The sequence below is a fragment of the Cellvibrio sp. BR genome, assembly GCF_000263355.1.
GTDB lineage: Bacteria > Pseudomonadota > Gammaproteobacteria > Pseudomonadales > Cellvibrionaceae > Cellvibrio.
In genome coordinates this window covers 87,914-105,878 of record NZ_JH668203.1, presented here as the reverse complement: position 1 = coordinate 105,878, position 17,965 = coordinate 87,914, and the positions used below count along the sequence as shown (strand labels likewise).

Here is a 17,965-nt window from a genome sequence, read left to right as displayed (position 1 = left end):
TATTGTGTGTTAGTGGATGAAATTATTTTTTAAGTTCGCCGGTAGGCTCTATATAAGCACGTGTGGCGAGTAGCCAGCTGAAATCTGCACCGGCGCGTTGTGCACCTTGGTGGCAGTTCATGCAGCTGTCGTATTGGTGATAGGTTTCCATTGTCACGTTCGCCAATTGGCATTGCGGGAAAGGCATGCCACCGGCTTGTACTTCGGTGCCATCCTCACAGCCAAAATCGCCATCGGTAGGGGTTTTGGGTGAAATAGAGGGCAATTGCGGCCATTGGCTGCCAATCAGTTGATAGTGCTCCCACACAGTGCCTTTGAGCATTTCGCGATACATGTTGTTCATGCCAGTGGTGGAGTAATCCTGTTCACCGGCGGCGGGTTTGGGCGTATCGGGAATTTGGCTTAAACGCACAACGTTAATTGGTTCGGGATTAAAATCTGTAGCCTCAGGCACGCGATTGGAGCCGGGGTGTGCCGCCGGATTTGCGCGCAATACATGCGGATACTTTCTATAAAGCTCCGGATCGTAATAAGAGGGTTGCATGTCCTTGGGTGTGCTTGCGTCCTCGCCCAAATTATCCACCTGTTCAAAAGTAGCCCAAACCCACTGCGGAAAATCCGGTGTTTTTTGTGCTATGTGAAAGCCTACCAGACCAACAGTAGTCGGTTCGCAGTCGCACACAATCATGCTGTTGGGTTTGTCGGTACAGGTGTTTGGAATGGAAACCAGCGCATTTTCCAAGGTGAAAAAACGCGAGTGGAATTTTTTATCCACTTTGCGTAAATCCCGCCAGGCCGCTTTAACTTCTATTACACCTGCAACCTCTTCACCATTGCCAGCGGGCAGGGTAATGCCATCGGCTGGCCAGTTACTTTTGTTGTAATAGCCATTGCTGCGCACAAAATCGTATTCCACTTTATTCATGCGCACTTCATAGCGCGTAAATAAACCGGTTTGATCCGGCAGCGGGCCGCCAAAAGCTTGATCCAGTTCGTCTGCTACTGAGGTAAATTTTGAGCCGGTAATTAATACCGGACGAGTGTCACCCGCCTTAATATTACGACAGACGGCGGTGCCATTGTTTTGTTCCCAAGCGATAGGTTTATCACCATTTTGCGGGAATAAATCAAACGCCGATTTCCACCCCAGCCACACTGGTTGTAAATCTTTCGTGTATTTACCAAAGACTTTTGCATCCTGCGGTTTGTAGGGAATGCCGTGGGATTGCACCTTGCTGGGCCACATTAACGCAATAAAATTTTGCCAATTAAAATAATCAAAGAAGGGGCGCTTCACTACACCTGATGCCGCAAAAGGCTGCGCTGGCACTTCATTGAGTGGTGTGCCGCTAATGGTGGGTTGCAGATTTTTATAAATATTTTCCTGTGCGATTGCACTGCCAGTAACAATGGCTAAGACACTAACTGCCAATAATAATTTTTTCATTATTGCACCTCACAGGCAGCAGCAGCTTTGCCTTTTGCTTTAAACAGTGACCACTCTTGCAGTGCGATTTGCATTTGCAGTGAGGTGTCCAGGTTCATGGCGTCTGGATAATTGCCACCGGTATAACCCTGTGGAAATTGAATGGTTTGGAAATATTCTACATTGTCCTGACTGTATTGCTCACAGATGCCAGGGAAACCAAAAATAGGTGGGCCGTAAGCGCCAGTGGCAAAAGTATTACCTGCGGTGTTAGCAAAAGCGCCACCGTGACAGGACATGCAGGAACTGAGTTTGTTATCTACTGGGCCAGCGAGGCGACCATTGCAACCAAAATGTTCAAAGGCGCTAATGGATTCATTCAACACACTCTGGCGTGGTGCAATGGATTCCGCTTTCGGTACGGCGGGGAATGTCCAAGGATCCATACCCCATTGCAAACCAACTGGTTGTAAATTGTCCCACACTGTTTTACCTGGGCCGTTGATATAGGCAAAGGTGCCATACACCCAGCGGCTGGGTGAGCGTTCATCTACTACTGCTACATCCACCTGCACCAAACGCACTTCTTGCACTTTACGTTCACAGGAAAATTTGTGGTTGGTTTCTACGTGGCGATCTGCCTGCCATGCAGGGCTGCCCGTTAAATAGGGAACATCTGTTGGCGTGGCAGTGGTAAATAAAAATTTCACTACCACAGTGCCTTGCATAAACGGCATGCCTTTAGTGGAGGTAATACCATTAATGGTTTCGATATTGGGCGTGCCTTTTTTACTCCAACTTTGGCCGATGGTGTAGCCGCCATAGTTGTTGTACATCCCGACCGCCCAGGTTTCAAAACCGGCTTGAGTTCCCGTTTTGGCATTGGGCAGCCCGTGTAAACCCTGACGCTCTTCGCCGTAAAAATCGCTGATTACTGCAGTGCGTTCATTGGTTAAGCCGTGCACAAATTCGCGTCCGGTGTGTTGGTCAAATGCCATCCAGGGAATGTGAAACCATTTATCTTTGCCATCGACCTGAGTCTTTAAACCTTCTGCATTATTCAGGTCTAGAGTTTGACCTTGTTTCACATAATTTAAAATACTCATGATGTATTGGTTATATACCGAATTTTTTTCCCAGGAGGGCACACCGGCGGCGGAAAAATCGGTTTGCATATTTAAATCAATCGCAAGCCAGGGGCATTCAGTGGCAGTGCACGGCGCAGGTTGCTGTTTGGGATAATTGTGGCTCAGGCTAAATTTAGGGCCTTGCCAGTCTTTTGGCGCGGAAATGGCAGCATCGCGATAGGCTTCGGTTTTGGCGTTTTCGGCGAGAGTGGTATTGGCTGCAAAAATGCAGGCCAGTGCAAATAAAGTACGTTTCATAACACGGTCCTTATTGATAATAAAAATATTCGCTAGTCATTAAAATATTTGGATAAGAATGATCAGGATTTTTAGCGCGCGATAATTTCCAAATAGGTGTTGTACACCGCATCGGCGTTGGCGCTGAGTGCAACGTCAAGCGGATGGCCGCTCTGGTTGTCTACAATGATCATGCCGGACTTATCGTCTTCCTCATTGAGTTGTTGCTCAACGCGCAGCGACAAGGTTTGTGTCGTGACCAGCGAAGGTGTGGTTAATACACAAGCGGCGAGAGGGTCCCAAAAATCCAGATATTTTCCTATACCACCTTTAATAGTGCTGCTGGTTAATACGGCGTAGAGAAAGTTGGTGGCGGGGTTATTGATTTGTTTTATTTGTGCAACAAACGCATCGGTAATTGGCACTTGTTGGGTTGCGTTTAAGGCAACCAGGGTGATGGGAATACCACTGGCAAAAATTTCTTCGGCGCCACGTACATCCACAAAAATATTCCACTCCGCTACTTTGTTGGTGTAGTAGGGCGTGGGTTGCATGGTGGCCTGGATGTTTCCCTGTGCACCTTCAAAACCGGGAGGGGTAAATTCTGGTAATAAATTTCCGCCCATCATCACAATCCGAGTGATATTTTTCTGCAGCGCCGCGCGCAATTGTGGATCGCTTTTGGCTGATTCAAATAGCTTCCCATAATTGGAGCCGCCACCAATACACAATATCGTGGTGGGGGTAGTGCTATTAATAAAATACTCTCGCAAAAAAGTTTGTGCGCAATCAATAGTAGGCGTTGGATTAGTGGCAGGAAATTCGGCGTTGTAATGTTCGTTGGCTGCGGTGCGGTCACTGCCGGGAAAGGTGTTGCTGTAAATCATCGGCGCTTGTGCGCCGCGTGCAACAGGAATTTTTAGTGCAGCGGGATCATCAAGCAAGGTGAGCATATTGCTAACATTGCGCACGCCGGGTGTTAAATGCACGTCGCCAGTGCCGGTGACGGTAATGCCAGTAACTTGAATGGCGGGATGTTTGAGTAAATACAACATCGCCAGGTAATCATCAAAATCGGCGTCGGTATCAATTAATACTTGGGTGGGTGGTGTGAGGTTTTTCATAACGAATCCTTATTTTGGTTGCAAGTTTTTTTAGAAGGTTCCGCATAGTTATCAACTCCCTGTTTAGCGGTGAATCGATTACTCGTTGAATAATAAAAATCAAACAATGAGTAATCACTGATCATAATATCTGGCGTGATAATCCAGTGGGTATTACGCGATATTACGGATGTACAAGCTGGCGGTTGAATTTGCCGACACTGTGCATCGTTTATGCAGTGCAGCAAAAATATTGCCGCACCGGGATGAATGTAGATGGCAAATCACATTTGTGCGAATAAAAAAACGCAGATTAGTAATGCTAATCTGCGTTGCGGTTAGTTTTTTATTTTTTCGTGTGGCGTGTTTATTTACATCAGCGCAGCATTTAACCAAATGTGTACATAAATGCTGGTGAAGTAACCGAGCACTACTACAGGTGTCCATTTCAAATGGCCGAGGAAGCTGTAATAGCCGCGAGCTTGACCCATGAGTGCCACGCCCGCCGCCGAACCGATTGATAGCATACTGCCGCCGACACCGGTGGTGAGGGTAATTAACAGCCATTGGCCTTGAGAGAAATCGGGGGCCATGGTTAATACGGCGTACATCACCGGGATATTGTCGATAACCGCTGAGATCAAACCCAAACTTACGTTGGATACGGTGTGGCTGAAATTGCCGTAGAGCGATTCGGACAGCAAGGTTAAATAACCCATAAAACCCAAACCGCCCACACACATAATCACGCCGTAGAAAAATAGCAGTGTGTCCCACTCCAGGCGCGCCAAAGGTTGAAATACATCAAACGGCAGTGGCACTTTGGTGATGGGGTTTTCATCTTTGTTGGGCATAAAGTCGGTATGCATTTGTTCGGCATTTTTTAAATCCACTATGCCTTTTTTGCGTAAATAGAAACCATAGATTTTTAAATAGGCTAAACCCAACATCATGCCCAATACCGGCGGCATGTGAATGATTACATGACCAAGAACCGCGCTGGCGATAGTAGCAAGGAATAAAAAAAGGATTGGAAACGCACCCTCTTTGTAAGTGAGGGTTTCTAAAAATAGATCTTCTGCATCCTTGTGTGAGGGTTTGTTTTTAATGAAAAAACTCATAATCGCTGCGGGTACAATAAAATTTACCAGCGATGGAATGAACAAATTAAAGAAGGTAAAAAAGTCCACTTTACCGGCCTGCCAAACCATCAATGTGGTTATGTCACCAAAAGGACTAAACGCGCCACCTGCATTGGCGGCGACAATAATATTGACGCAGCACATGTTGATAAACGCTTTTTCGTTTTCAGCAATTTTTAATACTACTGCACACATCAATAACGCAGTGGTGAGGTTATCGGCAATGGGGGAGATGAAAAACGCCATTAGGCCAGTGATCCAAAAGAGCTGTCTGTAGGTGAAGCCTTTTTTAATCATCCAACCGCGCAGTGCATTAAATAGTCCGCGCTCATCCATGGCGTTAATGTAGGTCATGGCTACCAGCAGAAATAACATCAACTCTGCGAATTCCAGCAAGGTGTGTCGAAACGCGGCTTCAGCCAGGGCAGACTGTTCGTGTTGGGTGTAGATCCAACCAATAATCACCCAAATGATGCCCGCTGCTGCCAGTACCGGTTTGGATTTGCGCAGGTGGAACTTCTCTTCGAGCATCACAAATGCATAGGCTATTACAAAGAGCCCCACACAGAACCAGCCCGCAAAGGTATTGGTCAGGTTTAACCCGGCAGATTCGGCGTTGGCCGCAGCGCACCAGCCAAGTAGCAGTAGCATCATTAACAGGCGTTGTTGGATCATGGAAACTCCCCAAGTGTTGTGGTGATTGTCGTTGTATTTATTGAGCGTGCAGGTTTGGTGGAGTGTGACACAGGCGAAAAAAAAGGCAGCTTTTTACGGCTGCCTTTTGCTTTCTTTTTACGCCTTGAGCGGTTTGTACTTCATCCGCTTCGGCTGTGAATCATGCCCCTTACGTTTGACGAAATCCTCGTGGTATTCCGTGTAGTTGCCTTCAAAGAAAACAATATCGGAATCACCTTCGTAAGCGAGGATATGCGTTGCGATACGATCGAGGAACCAGCGGTCATGCGAGATCACCAATACGCAGCCGGGGAAGGCGAGGATCGCATCTTCCAGCGCGCGCAGGGTTTCGATATCCAAATCGTTTGACGGTTCGTCGAGCAAGAGTACGTTGGCGCCTTGTTTCAAGGTATTGGCCAGGTGCAAGCGGCCGCGCTCACCACCGGAGAGCTCACCCACACGTTTTTGTTGATCGCCACCCTTGAAGTTAAAGCGACCCAAGTAGGAGCGCGAGCTAACTTCGTAGTTGCCGATTTTCAAAATATCCAAACCGTCGGATACCGCTTCCCATACCGATTTTTTATCGTCCAGGTTTTCGCGGCTCTGTTCTACGTAGGCCACTTTTACGGTGTCGCCAATAGTCACAGTACCGCTATCGGGTTTTTCAGTGCCTGCAATCATACGGAACAGGGTAGATTTACCCGCACCGTTACCGCCGACAATACCCACCACAGCACCCTTAGGGATGCTCAGTGACAGGTTGTCAATCAGCAGGCGATCGCCATAACCCTTGCTCACGTTTTCCAGCACGATGACTTTGTCGCCCAAACGCTCACCCGGCGGAATGTAGATCTCGTTGGTTTCGTTACGGGCCTGGAATTCTTGCGATTGCAATTCATCAAAACGCGCCAGACGCGCCTTGCTCTTGGCTTGGCGGCCTTTGGGGTTTTGGCGTACCCATTCCAATTCGGTTTTCAGGGCTTTCTGGTGCGCAGCTTCCGCACGTTGCTCCTGCTCTAAACGGGCATCTTTCTGTTCCAGCCAACTGGTGTAGTTGCCCTCGTAGGGAATGCCGTGGCCGCGGTCGAGTTCCAGAATCCAACCGGCGGCGTTATCGAGGAAGTAGCGGTCGTGGGTAATGGCCACTACGGTGCCAGCGAAGCTGTGAAGGAATTGTTCCAACCAGTAAACGGATTCAGCATCCAAGTGGTTGGTGGGTTCGTCGAGCAAGAGCATGTCGGGGCGCGACAGCAAGAGGCGGCAGAGCGCCACACGGCGACGTTCACCACCGGAGAGGACGGTCACGTCTGCATCCCACGGCGGCAGGCGCAATGCATCGGCCGCAACTTCCAACGTGTGCTGCAGGTTGTGCGCATCCCACGCTTGGATGATGTCTTCGCACTTGGCTTGCTTTTTGGCGAGTTCATCAAAGTCGGCATCGGGTTCGGCGTAGGCGGCGTAGATGGCATCCAGCTCTGCCAGCGCATCTACCGCTTCGCGCACACCGTCCTGCACGTTGCCCAGCACGTCTTTGGCTGGGTCTAGCTGCGGTTCCTGCGGCAAGTAGCCGATTTTGATGCCCGGCATAGGGCGGGCTTCGCCGTTAAAATCCTGATCCACACCCGCCATAATGCGCAGCAGGGTAGATTTTCCCGAGCCGTTCAGGCCGAGCACACCGATTTTGGCGCCGGGGAAAAATGACAGGGAGATGTCTTTCAAAATTTCACGCTTGGGCGGCACAACTTTGCCAAGCCGGTGCATGCTGTATACGTATTGAGCCATGGGGCTAAACCTCGGTAGAAAAAGTCATCGGCCAGGGCCAATAACGGGAGAATTTTTTCAGCGGGCGTACTATAAAGAAAGCCTCCCCCGAGTTAAAGCATTCCCCGGAAAACGCCCGATTGGATGCTGGTTGTGGGGGGAGTTGTACAGTTGCTAACGCCTTGGGTTAGTGGGTGTATACAAGTACATGACTCTGTAGGGCAATTGAACGTAAAATGCCCAGCCTGCAGTACCTGATAATTAATCCAGAGCGCCTGTTGTGAGCCTCGTGCTTTCACACTGAACGCGCCATAACATCCACCATCTACAGACGATCCAGACGGAATACATGAATCAAGAACGGATACTACATGAACTGAGACAGGGCGCGAGCGCCTGGAACCAGTGGCGCAAAAAAGGCGCACCAGCCACCATCAATTTAGACGGTATTGAATTAACAGCAATGGATTTGAGCCATTACGACCTTTCCAAAGTGTCGTTACGCAATGCCACCATTACCCACTGCGTGTTTAAACAGGCGGACTTAATTTGGGCCAATTGTGATAGCTCGCAGTTGCAGCACAATGATTTTTCCCAGGCAAAATTAATTGCGACTAATTTAACCCGCTGCGATTTAAGTTATTCACAGTTGCGCCTTGCGAATTTGCTCACTGCGAATACCACAAATGCCACTTTAGAGCACATTGATTTTCGCGGTCAGGACATTAGCGGTTTAATGCTGCGCGATGTTTCGTTAGCTGGCAGTAATTTGGAAGGCCAACAGTTGGCGCGTGTGGATTTAACCAACACCGATTTAACCGGTGCCAATTTGCGCGGTGCGGATTTATCCGGTGCTTTGTTGGTTGGTGCCTGTTTACAGGATTGCGATCTACAAGATGCCAATTTAACGGGCGCACAATGTAAATCAGTCAATTTAGCCGGCGTAAGTTTACGCGGGATGGATTTGAACAAAGTCGATTTTACTAATGCCGATCTCAGTAATTGCGATTTGCGCGAAGCAAACTTAGCCAAAGCAAAATTAATTAATACCCAGCTCAGTGGTGCCAAGCTCTGGAACGCCAATATGGCCAATTGGGTAATTAATAATATTCGTTGCACCCACAGTTTTTGGGATAAATCCGCAAAACAAAAAACAACTTATCGGCCCCATGAATTTGAGCGTATTTTTGCCGAGGCGATTACTATTGAATTGCGTTACCCCTATCGCCTGGCGGATCATGAACTCGCCACGCTACCTATTTTTATCGAGCATTTAGCGGCAGTCCATTGGGGTACTATTTTGCGTTTGAAATCCATCAGTGATGTGGCTGGTGGCGCGCTGGTTAAATTTGTGGTGGAGGAGGTGGGAAGTCATAACCCCACGGAATTAAAAAACCAATTGCAGGCAGAAGCAGAGCGTATTCAATTAGCGCAGCTAATGTTGCGCAACAATACCCAGTTACATTTTCAACTCAAAGAAAAAGTTGCGGCGATTCGCGAAGAGTTTTGGCCGCGCTTATTGGAATTGGCGGTAGATCATGAACACGAGCAGGTGCGCAACCTCACCATTTTGTTTATGGATCTCAAAGGGTTTTCCAAATGGTCGGATGGTGAACTCTCGGAAAAGTTGTCGCTGTTTCGCGGTTTGGTAAAACCCATTCTGAAAAAATTTGCCGCCGGTCACCCGAACATGGAGGGGGACTCATTGCGCGTCACCTTTAAAAATGCCACCGCCGGTCTATCCTGCGCGTGCATGATCCGCAACGTATTGCGTGCCGCTGGTTTTGAGCTGCGCATTGGTGTTGAGTTGGGTGAAGTGTTAGTGGTGCACAACGAAGTGACCGATATTCCCGATTTGGAAGGCGTCGCTGTGAGCATGGCGGCGCGTATGGAAGCGGCGGCTGAACCGGGCGAGGTATTGGTGAGCCAGCGCGTGCGCCACTACGCCGAGCGCAGTGAATTATTTGAATTTACCCCACGTCGTGTACCCTTGAAAAAATCCATAGGCGCAATTGCGCAGGGTGAGTACATTGAGTGCTTTGCCGTTGAGGCGATTAAAAACCTGCAGGAAGCTATAAGCTGAAATGAGCTTGTTCGTCGAAAAAATCACCGCCTTGCGCGGTGATTTTTTATTACAGCCAGCCCGATTTTTTAAACCGGTAATACAAGTACACACAAATTACCGAGACAATGCCCAATGACACCGGATAGCCGTATTTCCATTTTAGTTCCGGCATGTGCTCAAAGTTCATCCCCCAGATACCTACAAATGCAGTGGCTACTGCAAATATGGCGGCCCAGGCGGCGAGACGTTTATTTACTTCACTTTCGTCGATGCTCACCATGGATAAGTTCACCTGAATAGCAGTGCCTATGGTGTCGCGGATGGCATCGATAGACGTATTGATACGGTAAAGGTGATCGTGTACATCGCGGAAATAATCTTTGGTATTGGCAACAATGGGCGGCACTCGTCCACCATCCAATTTGCCTACGGCTTCCATGAGTGGTGCCACTGCGTGTTTTAAAATGGTTACTTTCCGTTTTAATTCATACAGCCGCTCGATGTTGGTACGTTGGGAGCCTTTGGTAAATATTTGGTCTTCAATCGTTTCCAATTCGGTTTCAAATGCGACGACTATCGGAAAGTAGCGATCTACTACGGCATCCATCAACGCATAAAATACAAATGCCGAACCCTGCACAAGGTGATGCTGCTCGCGCTCGCAACGGGCGCGCACCCCGAGAAAACCTTGTTGGGTACGGTTGCGGGTAGAAAGCACATAATTTTCACCGACAAATACATCCACTTCGCCAACATTTAATTCACCGTCAACAAATTCCACAGTGTGCATCACCGCAAACAATGAATCGCCATACTCTTCAATTTTAGGACGTTGATGACCTGTATGGGCATCTTCTACTGCTAGTTCATGCAAGCAAAATTCCTGCTGCATTTGTTGCAATTCCGTAGGCTCTGCATCCTTTAAGGCTACCCATACAAAACAGTCGGTTTTTTTCACATAATCACTTATTTCTTCGACGGGAATACTGCAAAGCTTTTTCCCCTCTTGATAAGCGACGCAGTTGATGAGCATGTGCAATTCTCCGTAAAAAATGCGTGAAGTTGATTACTGGGTGTTAAGGTAATGATAAAACACCTTATCCCGCTCAGGTTGATCGTTTCAATCAGCTTAAGCGTACCGAATCGCTTACAACTTATTCAACAACCTGCTAACCGGAGTTTTTATGAGCACTATCGAAATCCTTTTTCGCCCCTTGAAGATGGGCAACCTTGAACTTCCTAATCGCGTCTGGATGGCACCCCTTACTCGTTGCCGCGCCGGTCTTGAGCATCAGCCCAATGCACTGATGGCTGAATACTATGCCCAGCGTGCTAGCGCCGGTTTAATCATAGCCGAAGCCACTATGGCGATGGAGGGAAACTCGGCTTTTTGGCAAGAGCCGGGAGTTCACTCGCAGGCCCAGATTGATGGTTGGCGTTTAGTGACCGATGCGGTTCACGCCAAAGGTGGCAGGATCTTCTTGCAAATATGGCATGGCGGTCGCGCTTGTCATCCCGCCCTTAACGATGGAAAACAACCCGTTGCGCCGAGTGCTATTGCGATTGAGGATGAAGTGCATACGCCTGAAGGTAAATTACCCTATACCGAACCGCGCGCGTTAACGGATGACGAATTGCCGGGGATTGTTGCCGGGTTTAAACAAGCGGCGATCAATGCAAAAGCAGCCGGTTTTGATGGCGTAGAGGTGCATGGTGCTAATGGCTATTTGTTGGATCAATTCCTGCGCGATGGTTCGAACAAACGCAGCGGTGCCTATGGTGGACCGATTGAGAATCGGGCACGTTTGCTGCTGGAAGTGATTGCCGCTGTGTGCGAAGTGTGGGATAGCAAGCAGGTTGGTTTGCGTTTGTCGCCTCTCAATAGTTACAACAGCATGATCGACAGCGATCCCATCGCACTTACCACCTGGTTGGCAAAACGTTTGAATGATTTTAATCTCGGGTATTTGCATATGATGCGCGGTGATTTTTTTCAGGCGCAGCAAGGTGATGTTATGACACCGGCGCGCGAGCATTATAAAGGGGTATTAGTAGGCAACATGGGCTATTCAGCCGACGAAGCCGCGGCGGCCATTGCTGCGGGAAAAGTAGATGCAATTGCATTCGGTGTTCCGTTTCTTGCCAATCCGGATTTACCTGCCCGCTTTAAATTGGGCGCATCGCTCAATGCACCTGACTCATCTACTTTTTATACCGCCGATGCTGTCGGTTATACTGATTACCCGACGATGGCTGATTGATATAGGTAATCAAATCAAAAGAGCCTGCACCAAGTGGGTTCTTTTGAATTCTTCAGGAGTTTTAACATTGCTTAATATGATGAGTGAACACAGCAAAACCAAAACCAGCTTTTATCGCCGGATTTACGTTGCGTATCTGGTGGAACAGGGTATTAACACTGTACCCAACATTATCGCGGCTACCGGTATGCCTCGGCGTACAGCGCAAGATACCTTCGCCGCGATTCATGAATTGGATATTCAACTGCAAAATACCCACGGGGTTTATTCCATTCAGAGTTGGGGCGCTGTGAATCCGGTGTGGGTAGGTGAGAATATCCAGCACATTAAAAAAGTTCTGAACTATCCGTAAAGTTCAAAACTATCCTTAAGGGTTTGGTTCGGCGCGTGTCGCGAGTTGTAAATGATGCGCGTGCCCCGGTAGCCAGCCAAGGATAGTGGGAAATTTACGCAAGAAATGAAAGCTCAAAAAAATCAGTGGTGCTCGCCACCACAAGCCACGCAAGGTGTTTTTTAGTGTTAACTTTTCACAACTGTGTTCAGCGAGGGTGATGAGGTTTTGGTAAAGCTGTTGATTAAACGCTTCATCTTCGATAACAAGATTTGCTTCCAAATTTAATGACAAGCTCAACGGGTCCAAATTGCTCGATCCAATCGTAGCCCAGTGTTCATCCATAACGGCTACTTTGCCATGGAATTGTCGTTTGCAGTACTCATAGATTGTGATGTCTGCACGCAATAAATAATTGTAAAGTAAACGCGACAACGCACAGGCCAAGGGAACGTCGGATTGGCCTTGCAAAATTAAAATCACTTCTACTTTGCGCCGCGCCGCCCGGCGCAATTCTCGCAATAATCTATAGCCGGGAAAAAAATACGCATTGGCAATAACCAGGCGCTTTTGCGCGGTGCGTGCAGCCAATAAATATTGCCGTTCTATGTCCCGGCGGTGTTGAGCATTATCACGCTGTACTACAATTGCACGTACGCTACCGGCAGCAATTGCAAGTAGGCTACCGGCAGCGGGTGACTCGGTGGTTGTGGTGTGTTGAATAGGGTTGTTTTTTTCGTTGTAGCCAGCAGCAGTGACTAACAGGTGCATACAAGTTTGGTGAATGTCTGCGACTACCGGGCCTTGTACTGCAACGGCATAATCCTGTTTGGCATCGGGGCCGGAGTTGCTAATGTGATCAAAACAAAAATTGATTCCACCAATAAATGCCAGTTTCTGATCAATGACAATGAGTTTGCGATGCAAGCGTCTGAACACGTTCAGGTGCACTCCCCAGCGTTTTGGTTGCGGATTAAATATATGTAACCGTACCCCGGCCGCCATCAGTGCCGCAGTAAAATCCTCGCTTAAATCGCCACTGCCATAACCGTCAATCGTGATATCGACTTTCACTCCCCGTTGCGCTGCCGCTATTAATTCCCGCTGAAGCGTTTGGCCTATAGGGTCATCTTTGATAATAAAAGTTTCTAGCAAAATTTCTGTCTGAGCGTTTCGTAGACTTTCAAAGACGCGCGGGAAAAACTCCTCACCGTTAATAAGCAGTGTAAGGTCATTACCATCACGCCAATTATTTTTCATAGCTGAATGTCCACCATCAAAGGTGCGTGGTCGGAAAGGTGGGACCAGGGGCGTTGAAATAGAACCTGGGCATTTTTTGTGGTGACATTACGCACATAAATCCTATCCAAGCAAAGTAACGGCCAACGTGCGGGAAAACTTTTTGCGGGTTGCTGATATTCACTAACGAAGGCTTCATACAAGTTGCACCGCGCCAGAATGGTGTCGGCGCGCTTGCGCCAATCATTAAAATCGCCAGCGATAATTATAGGTGCCGTTGGTGGGATACGCTCAATCAAATTGCATAACATCTGTAACTGTTGTGTGCGGTAGTGTTCGCGCAGCCCCATGTGTACACAAATTGCATGTACTTCATTGTGGCCCGGAGCTTTCAACACTGTATGTAAAATCCCGCGTTGCTCGATTTTGCCTACTGAAACATCCAGATTCTGGAAGCGAATGATGGGATACTTGCTGAGTATTGCGTTGCCGTGATCTCCATGCGGGTATACCGCGTTACGTCCGTAAGAAAACTCTGGCCAAATAGTGTCTGCTAGATATTCATATTGTGATGTCTCGGGCCAAGTAGCGTGGCGCTTTGCTTGTTGTTTATGACTACCGTGCACTTCCTGGAGAAACACAATTTCAGTGGATAGCGAGCGTATCGCCTCACGTAACTCCGGTAAAATAAATCGGTTAAAAGGCGTAAAACCTTTATGCATATTCAGTGTGAGAATGCGCAATTTTTGTATAGCAGGTTTGGTTTGCATTAGTTCGGTTAGCTGTTTTTCCGCGGAGGATGATTTCGGTTCAATAGGCTGCATCGCAATGCTGAGACCTGTGTTAGTTGGTTGGCTATGTTTCCATTTAATTGGAGGCATGAGGTATTTTTATCATTGTGAGGATTGTTTTTCTGTTGGCTCGCGCACATAGCATTTCTCTTATCCTTGGTGGGGCTTCTAGTAATGGAATCTTATTCCGGGTTTGTATATCACAAGGCTATACGTCAATCGTCGATTGCGTGTATCGTAGCTTCTGGTTTAATTCACTGTATTCAATCTGGGAGGATGTTATATGTCGACTGATTTTTCCTTACGCGATCCACTACCCGGGGTTATGGAGCAGCTTTCACACCGCTGGTCGCCACGCGCTTTTACCAAGACCAGTATCGAACCTGAAGTGCTTGCGCGCATTATTGATGCTGCGCGTTTTGCCCCTTCCTGTTTTAATGCTCAACCCTGGCGCTTTTACACGTCTAACGACTCGACGTTTGCCGATTATCTGGCATTGCTGGTAGATGCCAACCAAGTCTGGGCTAAAGATGCAGCGGTGATTGGTTTTCTGGCTGCCAAAAAGAATTTTGAACATAACGGCAAACCTAATGCCCATAGCGCTTTTGATTCGGGTGCGGCGTGGATGAGTATGGTATTGCAAGCCCAACAGGAAGGTTTGCATTGCCATGGTATGGCAGGCATCCACAAAGACGCCGCAAAAACATTCTTTACGTTGGATGACAACAGCGAGGAAGTGATTATGGCTTTTGTGATTGGCAAACACGGAAATACAGACGCTTTACCCGAACCGTTGCGTGCAAAAGAGGTTCCTTCGCCGCGCAAAAAATTGGATGAAATCTGGCTGGCAAAATAAGCATTTTTAATCCAGTGTGAGCAGTGGTGTTTTGTTGCCTTTGCCCGTAGTTACACTACACTGTGGGTTGAGTTTATGAGACACCACTAATGAACAGTTTGGAAGTAATAGAGCAAGATGCGTTTATCAGTGCGGCAACCCCGTTACTGAAATTGATTACCCATATCACCGGGCTTAAAACATCTTTTGTAACCACCATTGACTGGCAGGCGCAGCAGCAAACTGTGGTGCTCGCCCAAAATACGGGCAGTTTGCAAGTAGAGTCAGGTTCGCAGGTCGCCTGGACTGACTCTATGTGCCAGCTCATGCTCTCTGAACAGCTTACCGCAACGGCGGAAGTGCAAGTACGGTTCCCCGAAAGTGGTGGAGCGCTTCTGGGGATGCAAAGTTTTGTGGTGCTCCCGATTAAAATTGCCGACCAAATGATTGGTACGCTGTGCGGTGCCAGCGATGACAAAGTTGAACTGAGCAACCATCAAATAGAAAGCCTCAGTTATATTGCCGACGCCCTCGCGCTACAACTAAAACTCATGCTAGATGCGCGCAACGCGGAAGCAAAAGTGGATTCGCTGCGCGATCAAATTGAAAACCTTGCCACGCTTGCCAATACCGATCCCTTAACGGGGTTGCTCAATCGCCGCGCGTTCCAGCATCGCTACGAATTTGCCATCAAGCTGAGCCGTCGCAACAAACAACCCTTGTCGGTAATGATGATTGATATCGACGACTTTAAACAATTCAACGATGAATTTGGCCACGAAACTGGCGATACAATTATCAAAATCGTCAGTGACGGGTTGAAACATATCGCGCGCAGCACTGACATCCCTTGTCGTGTCGGCGGTGATGAATTTATTCTTGCCGCCCTGAATACCGACAGCGATGGGTTAAAGTTATTGGCAGAGCGTTTGAGTGGTTACGTAAAACTTCACAGTAATAAATTACAGCGCGCCTGTTCGCTCAGTATCGGTATCGCCTGTTCACGCCATGGCGCCCCGGAAGAATTAATCCGCTTTGCGGACGAAGCACTTTACATGAGCAAAGCCAGTGGCCGCGATGCCATTAGTATTTATCAGCCAGATTAATCTTTCTTTTTCATCATAAAAACGCCATCAAAGCTTCTCTCTAATGGCGTTTTTTTATGGTGTAAAAATTAACGAACCTACAACGCTTTCACCCTGAAATAATCCACATCCACAAACGAGCTCTTAGCTTTTCCTAAGGTAAACAGGCCCATTTGTGCACCTACCCAGCGGCCGCGGATGGCGGTAAAGGTTTCGCCTATATTTTTTATGGAGTTAGCAGTTTCCCCGTAGGAAAATTGCACTACACCACCGCGCTCAAGCGTCATACGCAAGTAAATTTTCGCTGATTTGTAAGTGGTGCGGGATAGCAGAGTTTCTTTGCAATTAGCTTCGGCGTTGGTGCAGTTCATTAAGATGAGTTCTTGTCCTGCTTCTGTTTTTTTAATACCAAGCCACTGGTAATCAAAACCATAAACAATCAAACCGGCAGTATCGCCAACGGCTAAATTTTCCAATGCAAGTTTGGTTTCAACTACAAATTCATCGGCGGGTAATTTTTGTAACAAGAGTGATGGTGTATGCCACAGGTTTTGCTGCTGCCTGTAGCCTTCATCATTTACGGCGTATAAACGCAAGGAACCTTTGTTGGCGCTTAATGAATACCAATCACTTTTCCAGTTAGCGTTCCATTGCCACTGAAACCCGAGTTGCTCACTGGAAAATTCATCGGTAGTTGCGGGGTTTTTAATCGCAAAGTTTCCGGCGATGGGCTTTTTATGGCGCAGTACCGGCATGCCGGTGCCGTTGTTATCCGCATCTTTGCCAATTACCGGCCAATCGTTTACCCAGTGCATGGGTTGTAAGTGCACTATGCGACCATAGACGCGCAGTTCCTGAAAATGAAAAAACCAATCGCTACCTTCTGGCGTTTGTACCCAAGCGCCCTGGTGGGGGCCATTCACTGAGGTATAACCCTGTTCCAATACGGTTCTGTGTTCATAGGGGCCATTAATATTTTTTGCGCGAAATACGGATTGCCAGCCATGCTCCACACCACCTGATGGCGCAAACACATAGTAGTAGCCATTGTGTTTATACAATTTTGGTCCCTCCAGCGTTATGTAGCCGGGAATTTTATTGCCATCAATCACTACTTCACCTTTGTCATCCAACAAGGTTTTTCCATCGGGCGACATTTTGCGTAGTGTCAGCATATTGTTAATACCTGCACGACTTTTAGCCCAGGCATGCATCAGGTAGGCATTGCCATCCTCGTCCCAGAGTGGGGTGGGGTCGATAATCCCTTTGCCTGCCAACAACAAATGCGGTGCGCTCCAGGGGCCTGCAAAATTCTCCGCAGTCATGACGTAAATACCAAAATCCGGATCTGGGTAAAAAATCCAGAATTTATTGTTGTGATAACGCAAACAGGGCGCCCACACGCCTTTGCCATGTTGTGGTTTGGCAAATACCTCGGCTGGCACTTGTTGGGGCAGGGCGTGGCCCACCAACTCCCAATTCACCATGTCCTCCGATTGCAGTAGTGGCAGCCCCGGAGAGTTGTTAAAGCTGGAGGAGGTCATGTAATAGCGCTTGCCGACCCGAATCACATCAGGGTCGGAATAATCGGCATGAATCAGCGGATTTTTGTAAAAACCATTGCCTAAATCCGCCTGCCAGGGCGAGTTGGCTGCAGAGGTCAGAGTGTTTGTAGCCGTTGTGTTGCAGCCGAGCAGGCCAGCCGTTAACAGGCAACTGGTATAAAAAGCGAGGCGCTGAATAAGCGATTTGTTCATCGGTTTACCTTTTGTGGTTTTATCTTTGGGGTTTTTTTGCCGATAAAAACATTATCCGTATGTAAAAGTGTTGGTTGTTGCCCTCTCTATTATTTCGGGTCTTTTGATGAATCTGACGACAAAATCCTTT

General features: G+C 48.0%; 14 protein-coding genes. 5 read left to right on the top strand and 9 right to left on the bottom strand.

The window, feature by feature from the left end; genetic code table 11:
* Positions 1–22: 22 nt before the first annotated feature.
* From O59_RS13650 to ettA, 5 genes are all read right to left on the bottom strand, one after another.
* Entirely contained in the window at positions 23–1,447 is a 1,425-nt protein-coding gene (locus O59_RS13650) for a hypothetical protein (RefSeq protein WP_007643724.1), read from the bottom strand.
* The gene (locus O59_RS13645; protein WP_007643722.1) at positions 1,447–2,811 is read right to left on the bottom strand and encodes a hypothetical protein; all 1,365 of its coding nucleotides are present in this window, start codon (positions 2,809–2,811) and stop codon (positions 1,447–1,449) included. The genes O59_RS13650 and O59_RS13645 overlap by 1 nt, the downstream gene beginning before the upstream one ends.
* Positions 2,812–2,882: 71 nt before the next feature.
* On the bottom strand, positions 2,883–3,914 hold the full coding sequence (locus O59_RS13640) for a nucleoside hydrolase (protein WP_007643720.1): 1,032 nt from the start codon (positions 3,912–3,914) through the stop codon (positions 2,883–2,885).
* 350 nt (positions 3,915–4,264) lie between these two features.
* Positions 4,265–5,710, bottom strand: a complete 1,446-nt coding sequence (nhaD, locus tag O59_RS13635) for a sodium:proton antiporter NhaD (protein ID WP_007643716.1) — start codon at positions 5,708–5,710, stop codon at positions 4,265–4,267.
* A gap of 117 nt (positions 5,711–5,827) precedes the next feature.
* Complete coding sequence (gene ettA / locus O59_RS13630; protein ID WP_040392715.1) at positions 5,828–7,492, bottom strand: energy-dependent translational throttle protein EttA; 1,665 nt, start codon at positions 7,490–7,492, stop codon at positions 5,828–5,830.
* A gap of 328 nt (positions 7,493–7,820) precedes the next feature.
* Here ettA and O59_RS13625 point away from each other — a divergent pair, with 328 nt between their 5' ends.
* Positions 7,821–9,554: a pentapeptide repeat-containing protein gene (locus O59_RS13625; protein ID WP_007643713.1), complete on the top strand. Its 1,734-nt coding sequence runs from the start codon at positions 7,821–7,823 to the stop codon at positions 9,552–9,554.
* A 49-nt stretch (positions 9,555–9,603) separates the two neighbouring features.
* Here O59_RS13625 and corA read toward each other — a convergent pair whose 3' ends face one another.
* Entirely contained in the window at positions 9,604–10,569 is a 966-nt protein-coding gene (gene corA / locus O59_RS13620; protein WP_007643712.1) for a magnesium/cobalt transporter CorA, read from the bottom strand.
* Positions 10,570–10,720: 151 nt separating this feature from the next.
* Between corA and O59_RS13615 the strand changes: the two genes are divergently transcribed.
* Both O59_RS13615 and O59_RS13610 read left to right on the top strand, forming a co-directional pair.
* The gene (locus O59_RS13615) at positions 10,721–11,797 is read left to right on the top strand and encodes an alkene reductase (protein WP_040392713.1); all 1,077 of its coding nucleotides are present in this window, start codon (positions 10,721–10,723) and stop codon (positions 11,795–11,797) included.
* A 76-nt stretch (positions 11,798–11,873) separates the two neighbouring features.
* Positions 11,874–12,149, top strand: coding sequence for a helix-turn-helix domain-containing protein (locus O59_RS13610; RefSeq protein WP_007643708.1), 276 nt, complete (start codon positions 11,874–11,876; stop codon positions 12,147–12,149).
* Positions 12,150–12,164: 15 nt separating this feature from the next.
* Here O59_RS13610 and clsB read toward each other — a convergent pair whose 3' ends face one another.
* Positions 12,165–13,388, bottom strand: a complete 1,224-nt coding sequence (clsB, locus tag O59_RS13605; RefSeq protein ID WP_007643707.1) for a cardiolipin synthase ClsB — start codon at positions 13,386–13,388, stop codon at positions 12,165–12,167.
* Positions 13,385–14,191, bottom strand: coding sequence for an endonuclease/exonuclease/phosphatase family protein (locus O59_RS13600; RefSeq protein ID WP_007643702.1), 807 nt, complete (start codon positions 14,189–14,191; stop codon positions 13,385–13,387). Before O59_RS13600 ends, clsB begins: the two co-directional genes overlap by 4 nt.
* Before the next feature lie 250 nt (positions 14,192–14,441).
* Here O59_RS13600 and O59_RS13595 point away from each other — a divergent pair, with 250 nt between their 5' ends.
* Together O59_RS13595 and O59_RS13590 are read left to right on the top strand one after the other, a co-directional pair.
* Positions 14,442–15,014 (top strand): nitroreductase family protein, encoded by a 573-nt coding sequence (locus O59_RS13595; protein WP_040392708.1) that lies wholly within the window; start codon positions 14,442–14,444, stop codon positions 15,012–15,014.
* 89 nt (positions 15,015–15,103) lie between these two features.
* Entirely contained in the window at positions 15,104–16,099 is a 996-nt protein-coding gene (locus tag O59_RS13590; RefSeq protein ID WP_007643699.1) for a sensor domain-containing diguanylate cyclase, read from the top strand.
* A 77-nt stretch (positions 16,100–16,176) separates the two neighbouring features.
* Here O59_RS13590 and O59_RS13585 read toward each other — a convergent pair whose 3' ends face one another.
* A complete protein-coding gene (locus O59_RS13585) occupies positions 16,177–17,835 on the bottom strand; it encodes a glycoside hydrolase 43 family protein (protein ID WP_007643697.1) in 1,659 nt (552 codons plus the stop codon).
* Positions 17,836–17,965 lie beyond the last annotated feature (130 nt).